The organism is Micromonospora yongxingensis (assembly GCF_052601155.1).
In genome coordinates, this window is the sequence record NZ_JBQXEO010000041.1 from 21,643 (window position 1) to 33,037 (window position 11,395).

Sequence of the window (11,395 nt, forward strand, 5' to 3'; positions counted from 1 at the left end):
CCTCACAGTCGTGGTCGCTGACCCATCGTCTCCTACAGACGCGCCAGAACCGGCCCCGGTTGCCGAGGGTGAACCGGAACACGCCGACGATGATGCCGGAATTTTGCTAGAATCCGGCGTTTCGTGAGCCTCGCTCGTCTCCGTGCCGGCTCTGCGGGGGCGCGCCAGCGCCGCCGCGTCGTGGGCAGTGCAAGGGTACGCGCCGGCCCGTACCGTCGCACGGGCCGGCGCGTACGCCGGATGGCTCAGAGCAGCGGGCCCGACCCGCCCGCGGGCACCGGCAGCGCGCTGCCCTTGACGAACTGCGACCAGCTCAGGCTCCACGCCGTCCACCCGTTGCCGGCCGCCAGCCTGCGCTCGGTGCCCTTCACCGTGATCGGGTCACCGATGCGCGTCTTGTCGAACAGCCACCGGGCGTTCGCCATGGACACGTTCACACAGCCGTGCGAGACGTTCTGCCGCCCCTGCACGTGCTCCGACCAGGGCGCGGCGTGGATGTACTCGCCACCCCAGGTGAGCCGCTGTGCGAACTGGATGTCGGTGACGTAGCGGTTGGCCGGGTCCGGGTCGTCCCGGGTGTCGAAGGTCGTGGCTTCCTTCTTCTCCATCACGACCATCGTGCCGCTGGACGACGGGGTGCTCCTCTTGCCCAGACTCACCGGCACGGTGCGGATCAGCGTGCCGTTCTCGAACACCGTCATCTTCTTGGTGGCGTTGTCGACCTTCATCACGAACGACCGCCCGATCTTGGCGGTGGCCTTGCGGTCGATGTCGCCGTATCTGCCGTTGCTGAGCGGCATCCCGGCCAGCGCGATCCGCACGGTGATGGTGGTGCCCGGCTGCCAGTACTCCGGCGCCCGGTAGTAGGCCTGCGTGCCGTTGTCGACCCAGTGCCACGCGCCCGGCTGCGGCGGGTCCGTGCGGACGAACATCCGCTTCTGCACCGCCGCCCGGTCCTTCTTCGGAATGCCCGGGTGGAACTCGGTGACCACCGGCATGGCCACCCCGTAGCTCTTGTCGTCGAAGAGGTACAGGCCGGACCCGATGGTCGACTTCGGCTTGGCCATCGTGGTGAAGTTGCTGGTGCCCTGACTGCTCGTGCCGTCCGGCGCGGACGCCGTCACCGTGGCCGTGTAGCGCGTGCCGTACTTCAGTGGGGCCGACGGCACCCAGGAGGAGCCGTCAGTACGCAGCTTGCCCTCCACGGTGCCGCCACCCTCGGCGGTCAGCGTGACCGCGGAGACCTTCGCGCCGTCCGGGAGCTTCGCGCTGATCTCCGTGCTCACCGGCTTGTTCTTCGTGCCGTCAACCGGGTTCAACGCCAACGCCGGGCCGCTCGGCGTAGCCGGCGTCTCCGGCTGGCCCGTGGCAGGGTCGGCGCTGGCGCTCGACTCGGCCCCGCCCACGAATTCCGGCTTCTTCTGCTCGTCGCCGCACCCGGTCAGTGCCAGCGACGCCGCCAGGGTCAGAGCGCCGACCACCGCCCCGGCTCGCGTGAACCGTGCCATCCCCACCTCTGTTCTCGCGTACCTGGCGGACATCGTGCCGCATCACCGCCCCGACCAACGCCCCCATCCTTCGCGCGCTGGTCGATTTGACCGTTTCTGCCCGGTAAGCTCGACCGAAGGGGGGACCCGGGTAACCGGATTGGAGCCCGGCTCAGCGGGGTGCTAATGTTCTCTCCGTTGCCGACGAGCGCCGCTAGCTCAACTGGCAGAGCAGCGGACTCTTAATCCGCGGGTTCGGGGTTCGAGTCCCTGGCGGCGCACCAACGATCAAGGCCTCGACCTGGTGGTTCACACTGGGTCGGGGCCTTTTCGCGTCTGGCGGTGGGGGTGGCCCGGCCTGCCCGGCCGGCGGCGAGCATCAACCGGATGCCTGTCGTTGCCAGTTAGGCTGGCCCCGTGGTGGCACAGTCGCGGGTTCGCGTGCAGGGGGACCTCTACCACCCGGTGGTGCCGTCCGGTGCCGTCTATGTGGGGCGGCAGGGGTTCGGGCTGCGACGTTCTCCCTGGGCCAATCCGTTCAGCCTTCGAAGGCACGATCGGGCTGAGGCGTTACGTCTCTACCGGCAGTGGCTTGTGCGGCAGCCAGCGCTTGTTGATCGGGCGCGTCGGGAGCTCACGGGGAAGCAGTTGGCGTGTTGGTGCCGCGTCGAGGATGCGTGCCACGCTGATGTGCTGACCGAGATCATCGGTTGACGCGCAATCGGTATCGATTGATGGACCGTCTCGGTGCGTAGACACCGCCGATGCTGAAGGACTGCGGTCTTGCCGCTTGGTTGCCCACATAGAAGGCGACGTCCCGGTCGGCGGCGCAGAGCTGGGTGAGGAACTTGTGTCTCAGCTGATCCGCAGCCTCCGCGTCGGTGAGCTGGCTCAGGCGATGTTGTAAGGCGACGAACTCCCAGTCCCAGAGTGTCTGTTGGTGACCGCGGCAATGACGGTCTGCGCAGCGATAGCGGTAGGCACCAGTGAAGCGTGGTGCTTGAAGCGGGCTGCGCTTGGCCGGTTCCAGTAGGTCGAGCTGGTTGAGGTGGCCAGCGATCTTCTTGCGATCCTCCGCCGACCAGCCGGGATGGCGCTTGACCTGCAGAGACGAGATGTCGGCCACGCGAATCAGCGCGATCGATCGTGCGCTCGGGTCGTCGCGCGTCTGTTTGTTGAGCCGGCACATGGAGTCTTCGACGAGTGGATCGAGGAGATTGCGACGCGACTGCTGACTGGCAATGTGCCGCTCGGTGGTGATGGTGTCCACGATCGGCTTCCAGCTCTCGCGGCGCTGGTCCTGCCTGGCCGGCAGGGCCTTGAGGTGGACTATGTCGTACTTGTGGAACTTGCTGTCGTCGTCCAATTCGCGGTAGTGGATGGGGTAGAGCCGAATCCAACCCGTCCAGGGAGGGCCCATGCTCAGTGCACCAACGCAGACGGTCTCCCCGTAGCGTGCGGAGGGGTTGGGTGCCGCCTTCACTGTGATCAGGAGGCGGAGTGTCGCTGGTCGTGCCAGGACTGGTTTCGGTGCCGGATGCTCGCCGGTGTCCGGTCCCCACAACGGAAGCTGTCCCAAAGCAACCACCAGCATCGCTAGATGTGGCTTCCCGCATGCGTAGAGTTACATAGATAGTTTCGCATCGAAGTCAAGTGGGCGCCAGCAGGGACGACCTGACTGGCGCTCAAGGTCATCTGAGGGTGCGGTGTACGACGCCGTCGGGGCGTCGAGGTGAGCGTGGGCCTGGGGCCGCGAAGATGTCGTATGGGAAGCCGAGCGGAGGTCCTGGCTGCGCATGCTGGTGTGCATTACGAGCCGGCCCTGCCGGATCGTTCGGCCATAAGCAGCAGGTGTCCGAGCAGTGCTGCTCGACGGCCCACAAGCGGCCCGGCACTTCTTCCGGGCCCGGCTCCACGCCCGCCGGTCGAGCCGCGGCCGCTTGCCGCTGGTCACATTTCGAAGCCCACCTGCATGAGCGCTTGTGCCCGGTCGAGGGCCTCGACTTCGCTGATGCCGGCGGTGTCGGCGTACAGCTGCGCCAACGCGGTGATGACGGCTGTGGCGCCCAGGTTGAGGGTGTTGTACTGCTCGGTGAACGCGGCGATGAGCTGCTCGGTGTCGCGGACCCTGACGAGAATGATCGGAATGCCAACCCGGTCGTCGGGGCGTGGGTGGCCATAAACCATTGACCACATGTCGCTGCGCTGGCCGGTGGCCGCGCCGGTGATGATCTCCCGAGCGATGGTGGCGAGCCGGTTGCCGGCGGCCATGATCTGTGCATCTTCGGCGTTCATGTCGCCTTAACGACGGGATCGACTCAAGGCGATGCCTCAACAGTCCGTTTATTGTGTCGTTCTGCCGACAGGGCTGCCCGGCTGATCTTGAATGTCGCCCGCGTCGATCGTGTTCGCAGGGTCTGATCTCGTTCAGGCTTCCGATGCGGATGCACTTTGGACGCAGTCGCTGTCAGTGCTGCCGGCCGGCGCCCTTGCCAGCCATCCGGGCTGCCGCTTCGAACGCCGTCGTCCACGGGAAGGCCTTCTGGCGACTGTTGCCGCTATCGGGCCGTTGTGGCTCCAATCCGTCGTCATTCCCGAGAAGGATCCGGACGCGCTCATCGCGGAGGCCCGCCCGCGAGCAGCCCGCACTGCCGTGCAAGCGGGATTCCGACACGAATCTCCGCTGCGCTCGTGACCAGCAAGGCGGTCCTGACGGTCCCGATGATCCTCAAGGCAGCGGCGGAGGGTGAGGCGTGTGTACTTGCTCCAGCCAGTTGCTGATGACAGTGAAGTCGCGTTTGGTCAGTCCGTGACGTGGGGCGACCCGATGCAGCAGGGCTGGGCCCTGGTGGTGGGCGGACACCCAGACGCGATCGGCAGGGGAGATTTCGTCGTCGACCCAGACGAAGGGGCGGCCCTGAGCCCACTCGACCAGGCCGCGGGTCTTCCAGTGCAGGGTGTGGTCCTCGTCTGAGTCGGACCAGTCCACCACCGGCAGGGCCGGTAATCCGAGCAGCGGTGCCAGTACGTCGTTCGCGTCGCTCATCCACGTGGTCGCCCACACGAGCTCACAGGGCAGGGCGGACAGCCGACGGCCGTCTTCCGGCTCGACCCTGTGCAGCAGTGGATGGGCGTCGTCTGGTCGAACCGGTAGACGGGTCTGCTGCTTCGCTGGTGGCGTTCCGACGGGGATGAGGGTGCCGTCCACGTCAAGGAACAGCAACGGACGCTGCGCGGGGGCGGACATGGCCCAGAGATTAGCCCTGAACCCCCGCACCCCCGAGCTGACCGATGATGCGGACCTGTGCGATGTCGAGGGGTGGCAGGCGCGGCGGTACGGTGTCCCGGCGCGGTATCGGAGATCTCCAATTCGGTCCGCGACCTTGTAGCATGCGGCGGACGACGGCCGGCAGCCGGAGCGCGGCTCTGGTACGACTCGGCGGCGGCACCGCCGGGTCGGGCGGCCGCGGCGCCGGGCAGGCCGGGGCCGGGGTGAGAGAGGAACCTGCTCGGCGTGTTCCAGGAACCGGACCAGACTCGGATGACCGGCGGAAAGTCAATGGGCGAGGCGTCTGACGCCGGGCCGCCGGAGATGTTGGACGCGGAGCTGGCCAAGGCGGTGCGGCACGTTGCCGTGCTGCGCACCGGGTTCTACGTCGTCGTGCTGCTGATCGCGCTCGGTGGCCAGGTGTCCGGGGCGATGGAAGCGCTCGGCATGCCGTGGTATGTCGCCCTTCCCGCGGTTGGGGCGTTGGAGCTGGGCGGCGTCGTGGTGCTGGCGAACGCTGACGTACGCCGTCGACTGGGCGAAGGGGCGATCCTGTCCCGGGTGTTGTCGGCCGGCATCGCCGCCGCCGCGGTCGCCTTCAACTGGCTGGCTCACAGTAACCACCTCGAAGGTGGTTTCTACGCGGGCATGTCGCTGCTCGGTTACCTGGTGTGGCTGATGAGCAGCGAGAATCAGCGGCGGGACCGGCTGCGCGCCAGGCAGCAGCTGCCACCCACGACGCCGGGGTACGAACCGGTCGGGCACTGGTTGCGACAGCCGTGGCTGACCCGCCGCGCCCGCTCGTTGGCCAAGGCCGACCCCGGCCTCGGGCTGTACGGTTCGCTCGACGCGGCCCGCGCGCAGATTCGCGCCGAGCGGCGACAGGCGGCGCTCAGGAAGGTGTTGCGCCGCAAGATCAGCCGAGCACTGGACGGCACCACCGCGGACATCGCCCTTGCGGTGTACGACCTCGACGAGATCGCCCTGCGGCTGGCCGAGCAGGCGGACTACGACGGGCTCACCGCGCTCATCGCCGCCGATCTGGCACCTGCGCGTGTGCTGGCCGGGAACCTGCCGGCTGCTGGCCGCCGCCGGCGGTGGCGTCGGGCGCGCCACCCCGAGCCCGTCGCAATAGCCTCGGCCGCGCGGCTGCTCGCCGACGCGCCGGAGCGGCCGTTCGCCCACGGCCCCGAGCCGCTCGTGGACGCGGCCCCCGTAACCCCTGCGGCGGACGGGGCCTCCGGCGGCCCGGTGCGGCCAGAGTCGGCCGGGGACGCCGTACAGCACGCAGGAGACGGTGCCGAGCGCCCGGGATCGGAGCGGTCCGAAGGCGCGGGCCAGCTCACCTCGACCACGGATCAGCCCGACCCGCCCCGCGCCTCCGACTGGGCGGCGCTTCACGCGGAACTCGCCCCGCTCCTGCCGGCGGCAGCCCCACCGCGCCGAACGCCGCGCAGCACAGCAGGCCGGTCGGCTGTCAGCCGCGCGGAATCGCCGTCGACCACGGACGCGCCAGGCGCCGTCGCAGAGCCGGCCGACGTGCCGCCGGTAACGGCCCGCCGCGCGACAACGATGCCGCGAACCGCGACGGGACGGGCAGGTGTCGCCCGAGTCGCCGACCTGGCGGGCGAGCCGGTGCCGGCGGCGGACGTCACGCGAGAGCTACCCCTGGTGGCCGGGCGGGATCTGCCGGATCTGGTGAACGCCGCGGCGAGCCGCACCACACCACCCGCGGCCCCCGACGTGGTGGAGAAGGCCACCGAGCAACGATCAGCGTCGCGGCCGCGGCAGCGCCGGCGGGACGACGGTGACCCGCGACCGAGCTCGGAGACCGTCCGGCGTCGGTCGAACACCCAGGCGGCCGAGGCAGGTCGGCCCTGACGGAAAGGTCCTCAACGGACTGACCAACAGATCCTCCCGGTCCGCGTAGGTGGTTACACGCCGGGTTCCGGCGTCTCGTCGGGCTGGCACCGGGGATCGTGGGCGGTGTAGAGCAGGGACAACTGGTGGTGAAGTTGGCACCGTTCGTCCTTGTGGAGGGCAGCGAGGAAGTCGTCCTCGGCCCGGCGCACTGCCGTGAGGGCTTCCGACAGTGTGGTGCGGCCGTCTGCGGTGATGCTGATGACCTGTTTGCGGCGGTCGCTGGAGCTGCGGTCGCGCCGGACGTACCCGTTGCCCTCGAGTTCGTCGATGACCGCGACCATCGTGGTGCGGTCGAGCCCCGTCTGCCGGCACAGGTCACGCTGGGACAGCTCCTCGTCGTGGACGAAGGCCAGTACCCGTAGGTCTCGGCCGCGGAGGCGGAAGGGCAGGAGTGCCTGTTCCATCCTGGCTCTGGCGAGGTCAGCCAACTTCAGCAGGAGGTACCCGGTGGTCGAGGAAATGGCTTCGGAAGAGAGCACGCACATAGCTTAGTCGTCAGCTCGACGGATTATCAGCTAGGCTGACGATCAGCGAGTCTGCTCTACTTTGGAGAGCCTCATGAAGACGCGTGTCATCCTCACCATCGTCGGCGCGATCACCGCGACGCCCGCACTGGCCCTGTTCTGGCCGCGACTACTGGCGAGCAGTTACGGGTTGGCTGATCCCGACCCCATGACCACGGCGCTGCTCCAGCACAGGGGTGTGCTGCAGGCGGCTCTCGGCGCGGCCGTCATCTGGGGAGCCTTCTTCCTGCCGGCCAGAGTGCCGGCGGCGGCGACCGCCATCATCACCAAGGCGGCCTTTCTCGCCCTGACCGTCGTCGATGCTGGGATGCGAGCCGACATGAACCTCATCTCGCTGGTGTTCGACCCGCTCGCCATCGTCATCCTGGGTGTCGTGATCGTGCTCCACTTCCGCGAATCGCCCGTCGCCGCCACACCAGCCTGAAGCCGGAGCAGGGCAGGGCAGCCAACCCTCGATCTGCCAGAGCGGGCCCACGTCGTCGCGCGGCAAGGTCTAGATTTCGTCGACGGATCGATCTGAAGACGGCGAGGGTGCGGGTGGTGGGCGAGAGGCTCAGCAACACAGGGCTCCAGAACGGGTTCGACCTGCTGGTCACTCCCGACGCTCGGTTCGTGCGGTTGCTGCGGCGGGAACTGAGCCGAACCAGTCGGTTGTTTGCCGTCGCAGGTCTGCTGCTGTGCGTCACGAGCCTCGGTACGTTCCTGGCCGAGGGCGCGTGGTTCTTCGCCGGGCTGTTCGGTTTCCCGTTCGGAGTGGTCTGGTGCCTCGCCGGGGTCATCAACGGCCCGCTGCACCTGCGACGCAACCCGCAAATCCTGGCGCCCCTGCGGTACGTGTTCACCGCCGATGCCATCGAGTGGCACACCGTCCACGCCTCGCTGCGGGTGCCGTGGACGACGATCCGGCATGTCAGCCGTTCCCGTGAGGCGTACCGGGTGGACTGTGCCGACCAGCGCGAGCCCCGGTACCTGTGTCGTACGACGCTGACCCCGGACCAGGACGCGCGGTTGGCCGCATACCTCGACGAGCGGCTCGCTGCGCGACTGGCCTCGAAGACGTCGGTGCAGCCGTCGCCACCCACGGGGGACAGCAGGTGACAGGCCCACGCAAGGCGCAAGCGCCCGCCCAGGAGTTCCGGGTGGCCGCCGCGCTCCGGACCTGACGTTGCCGTCGTAGGCAGCTACCGCCTGGCGCAGGTCACCGCAGCCAGCGGACGTGATCTTCGATCCCGCGGATCGCTTTCCGCCACACGGTGCTGGCCTGCCCTCCTTGCAGAGAAGCAAGCTGGCGACGGGCGCCCCATCCGGCGATTGGCCTGTCGACGCTCCGAAACAGGTCGTCGAGCCGATCCAGGGGTGAGCCCACGGTCAGCAGTTTCCGCACGTCGTCAAGGTTGAACGCCTCCGAGATCTCTCGGATGAGATCACGGTTGGTGATGAACAATTCCGGGACCCACTGTGTTGGCGCAAACCGCAGGCTGTGCGCGATGAGGTCGAACTCGTAGCAGTGGTCGTCGTCAGGCTCCGCCGTGCTGCCTATTTGCTCCACGAGGCTTTCCCACTCGGGGATGTCGGCAAGCTCGTGCGCTTCGGTTCTCGCCAGGTATGCACGCATCGAAGCCATGGATCTGAATAGGAGCAGGCGCCTCTGGGCGCCGGGGAAGGCCGCCTCGGTCCGTTGTTCGTCGAAATATGCTCGAAGCGTGAACCCGGTTTCGCCAGACCGAAGGGAGATGGCAATCGGGTGGATGGTTGATGCGCTGCTCCAGGGCGTGTCCCGCTGGCCAGCATCCGTGGACATCGAATATGTCCACCGTGCCCTCGGGTGCTCTCGCTCGCGGGTCTCGCGTTCCCGCTGTAGGCGTTCGCGGCTGTAACGTTCCCGGTCCCGGTGTTCCCGGCTCTCCCGCGGGCGATCCCGGCGATCACCGGTGTCGCCTTCACCATCCTGCCGTTCGCGTTCCTGCCGTTCGCGATTGCGCCGTTCGCGGTCGCGCCGTTCGCGTTCCTGGCGTTCACGGGTCTGCCGCTCGCGATCCTGCCGTGCGCGGGCTTCGCGCTCATGCGCATCTGTCAGATGCTTGTACGCCGCGTTGATCTGCTGCATTTGTCGCGTGACTTCTTCACGGACCTTCGCGGGACTCGACTGATGCCTGTCCGGATGCCAGATCTGCACGAGAACCCGGTAGCGCTCCCGAATCTCTCCGACCGACGATTCACGCGTCACACCGAGAATCGTGTAGGGATCCTGTCCGTCAGGGAGCATGACAGCCACCGGATCTCATGGATATTCGGTTCGCGCGCACGGCGGTGATGGTAACAGCGTCGTCGATGCGTGTTGGCACGCAGCACTGCGCCGGCGTGGAGGACACCGCTGCCCCCTCGCCGCGGCCGCCGGGCTACCCAGGACGGGCGGGACGAGCCGACCCCTCTGCCCGCCGGATAGGTTCGCCTGCGGCGGGTAAGCGGCGCGCGTGCCCGCGAATCAGGAGCCGGCAGCCGAGTTCGATCCCCCGGCACCGCACGCGCGATCCCGGGCTGGGCGATTTTTCGCCGACCTGCGGAGGCGAGGGCAGCGCCTCCTTCGCGCCCGCGCCTGGCGGTTACGCCTGTTCGGTCTGCTCGCCGTGCAGGCCGGTATCGCGGCGGCGATCGCGTGGTTCGTGGCGTACCAGTTCCTGGGCAACTCTTCCCCGACCTTCGCGCCCACCACGGCGGTCGGCATCGTGGCCGCCTCGATGGGATCACGCCTTCGACGTACCGTCGAACTGCTGGCCGGGGTGGTCCTCGGGCTCGCCGTCGGTGACACGCTCATGCCGCTGTTCGGCATCGGGCCCTGGCAGACCGGGGTGGTCGTCGTGCTGGCGATCATCGTCGCCATCCTGTTCAAGGGTGGTGGTTCGCTGCTCACCCAGGCCGGCGGCACGGCGGTGCTCATCGCCACCCTGGAGCCGCCCGTGCGGGAACTGTCCATTCCCCGCTTCGTCGACGCCGCGGTCGGTGGGTTGATCGGGCTGGCGGTTGGTCTGCTGTTGGTGCCCATCCACCCGCAGCGGACAGTGCGCCGGCTGGCCGAACCGGTCCTCGATCCGGCGGTCGCCGCCATGCACGACCTGGCCGGGGCGCTGCGCGTTCGGGATCTTGGCGAAGCGGAGCGGACCCTGCGCACGTTGCGGGACCTCGATCCCCGCCTGAGTGCGCTGGGCGAGGGGCTGAGCGCCGCCCAGGAGGTGGTGCGGCTGGCGCCACTGCGGTGGCGCGAACGCAACTCCCTGGCCTTCTACACCGAAGCCGTCCGGCACCTGGAGCGCAGCCTGCACAGTTGCCGATCCCTCGCACGGCGACTCACGACAGCCCTCAAGGACGACGAACCGATACCGGAGGAGTTCTCCACGGCCATCGACCTGCTGGCCACCAGCGTGCAGACCCTGCGGTACACGATCCGCGCCGGTACGGAGCCGAGGGAGGCGCGCGAGCAGATCCTGGCGGCCGTCGAGCTGATCGGACAGGCGCAGGGGGAGGCCGCGTGGGACCCAACCCGGCCGCACACCCATCGTCTGGGCTACTCGGGGATGATCGCCGTGGGTGAGTTCCGGACGGCCGCTCACGACCTGCTCATCGCCAGCGGGTTCGATTCGGACAGAGCGGCCCAGCTGGTGAGACGGGCGGTGGATCCGGACGACCAGGACTGAACGACGGTTGCTTCACGCGAACAGGCCGGCGGGCGGTGCGTGTTGGCCGTCCTTGACGTGGGAGTAGTCGCGAGCCTCGGCCACGAGGCCGGCCTCGTCGAAGCGCAGCACGGTGCAGCCGGAGATGGTGACCGGGTGGTCCTTGATGTGGATCACCGCCCAGTACTCGACGGCCGCCGCATCACCGTCGACCTGCGGCTCGGCGAACCACACCTCAGCAGGGCGGGTCTCCTCTGCGAAACACTCCTCGAGATAGGCCCGCAGGCCGGAACGCCCGCGGTAGGGACGGAACAGGGAGGCCCAATGGTCGCCATCCTCGGTTTGAAGGGCGGCGATCGCCTCGAGGTCCTTGGTCGGCCAGGCTTCCGCCCAGGTCCTGGCCCACCGTCGGGCCGCCTCGCGCGTGTCCACGGATGTCTCCTCAGCGAATCGGCGTCGCGTGTCGCTGCCAGTGCTACCAGGATGCGGGCAAGTGCTCCGCCCTTTAGGGCGGGGGGTGAG

The 11,395-nt window shown here is 68.4% G+C and carries 12 protein-coding genes and 1 tRNA gene; 6 read left to right on the plus strand and 7 right to left on the minus strand.

All coding sequences use genetic code 11. The annotated features are described in order from the left end of the window. Nucleotides 1–245: 245 nt before the first annotated feature. Entirely contained in the window at nt 246–1,508 is a 1,263-nt protein-coding gene (locus ACTWLT_RS30635; RefSeq protein ID WP_445321344.1) for a L,D-transpeptidase, read from the minus strand. A 187-nt stretch (nt 1,509–1,695) separates the two neighbouring features. Between ACTWLT_RS30635 and ACTWLT_RS30640 the strand changes: the two genes are divergently transcribed. Together ACTWLT_RS30640 and ACTWLT_RS30645 are read left to right on the plus strand one after the other, a co-directional pair. Then, nucleotides 1,696–1,771: transfer RNA gene (locus ACTWLT_RS30640), tRNA-Lys, on the plus strand. 205 nt (nt 1,772–1,976) lie between these two features. Continuing rightward, nucleotides 1,977–2,201, plus strand: a complete 225-nt coding sequence (locus ACTWLT_RS30645; RefSeq protein ID WP_510182492.1) for a DUF4326 domain-containing protein — start codon at nt 1,977–1,979, stop codon at nt 2,199–2,201. Here ACTWLT_RS30645 and ACTWLT_RS30650 read toward each other — a convergent pair. The 3 genes from ACTWLT_RS30650 to ACTWLT_RS30660 form a co-directional block, all read right to left on the minus strand. Further along, the gene (locus ACTWLT_RS30650) at nt 2,191–3,081 is read right to left on the minus strand and encodes a DUF8757 domain-containing protein (protein ID WP_445321345.1); all 891 of its coding nucleotides are present in this window, start codon (nt 3,079–3,081) and stop codon (nt 2,191–2,193) included. The genes ACTWLT_RS30645 and ACTWLT_RS30650 overlap by 11 nt on opposite strands. A 356-nt stretch (nt 3,082–3,437) precedes the next feature. Next, a complete protein-coding gene (locus ACTWLT_RS30655; protein WP_445321346.1) occupies nt 3,438–3,782 on the minus strand; it encodes a hypothetical protein in 345 nt (114 codons plus the stop codon). Nucleotides 3,783–4,215: 433 nt separating this feature from the next. Continuing rightward, complete coding sequence (locus ACTWLT_RS30660; protein ID WP_445321347.1) at nt 4,216–4,734, minus strand: HAD domain-containing protein; 519 nt, start codon at nt 4,732–4,734, stop codon at nt 4,216–4,218. Between the two features lie 312 nt (nt 4,735–5,046). Here ACTWLT_RS30660 and ACTWLT_RS30665 point away from each other — a divergent pair, with 312 nt between their 5' ends. Continuing rightward, nucleotides 5,047–6,636: a hypothetical protein gene (locus ACTWLT_RS30665; protein WP_445321348.1), complete on the plus strand. Its 1,590-nt coding sequence runs from the start codon at nt 5,047–5,049 to the stop codon at nt 6,634–6,636. 53 nt (nt 6,637–6,689) lie between these two features. Here ACTWLT_RS30665 and ACTWLT_RS30670 read toward each other — a convergent pair whose 3' ends face one another. Then, the gene (locus ACTWLT_RS30670; RefSeq protein ID WP_445321349.1) at nt 6,690–7,157 is read right to left on the minus strand and encodes a MarR family winged helix-turn-helix transcriptional regulator; all 468 of its coding nucleotides are present in this window, start codon (nt 7,155–7,157) and stop codon (nt 6,690–6,692) included. Nucleotides 7,158–7,224: 67 nt separating this feature from the next. Here ACTWLT_RS30670 and ACTWLT_RS30675 point away from each other — a divergent pair, with 67 nt between their 5' ends. Next, nucleotides 7,225–7,626: a hypothetical protein gene (locus ACTWLT_RS30675; RefSeq protein ID WP_445321350.1), complete on the plus strand. Its 402-nt coding sequence runs from the start codon at nt 7,225–7,227 to the stop codon at nt 7,624–7,626. A 116-nt stretch (nt 7,627–7,742) separates the two neighbouring features. Continuing rightward, nucleotides 7,743–8,300 carry a hypothetical protein gene (locus ACTWLT_RS30680; RefSeq protein WP_445321351.1) on the plus strand — a complete coding sequence of 186 codons (558 nt, stop codon included), beginning with the start codon at nt 7,743–7,745 and terminating at the stop codon, nt 8,298–8,300. Between the two features lie 100 nt (nt 8,301–8,400). Here the strand turns inward: ACTWLT_RS30680 and ACTWLT_RS30685 are convergent, their stop codons facing one another. Next, on the minus strand, nt 8,401–9,468 hold the full coding sequence (locus ACTWLT_RS30685; protein WP_445321356.1) for a J domain-containing protein: 1,068 nt from the start codon (nt 9,466–9,468) through the stop codon (nt 8,401–8,403). 208 nt (nt 9,469–9,676) lie between these two features. Here ACTWLT_RS30685 and ACTWLT_RS30690 point away from each other — a divergent pair, with 208 nt between their 5' ends. After that, on the plus strand, nt 9,677–10,894 hold the full coding sequence (locus ACTWLT_RS30690; RefSeq protein WP_445321352.1) for an FUSC family protein: 1,218 nt from the start codon (nt 9,677–9,679) through the stop codon (nt 10,892–10,894). A 12-nt stretch (nt 10,895–10,906) separates the two neighbouring features. Here the strand turns inward: ACTWLT_RS30690 and ACTWLT_RS30695 are convergent, their stop codons facing one another. Beyond that, nucleotides 10,907–11,305, minus strand: a complete 399-nt coding sequence (locus ACTWLT_RS30695; RefSeq protein WP_445321353.1) for a nuclear transport factor 2 family protein — start codon at nt 11,303–11,305, stop codon at nt 10,907–10,909. Nucleotides 11,306–11,395: the final 90 nt, after the last annotated feature.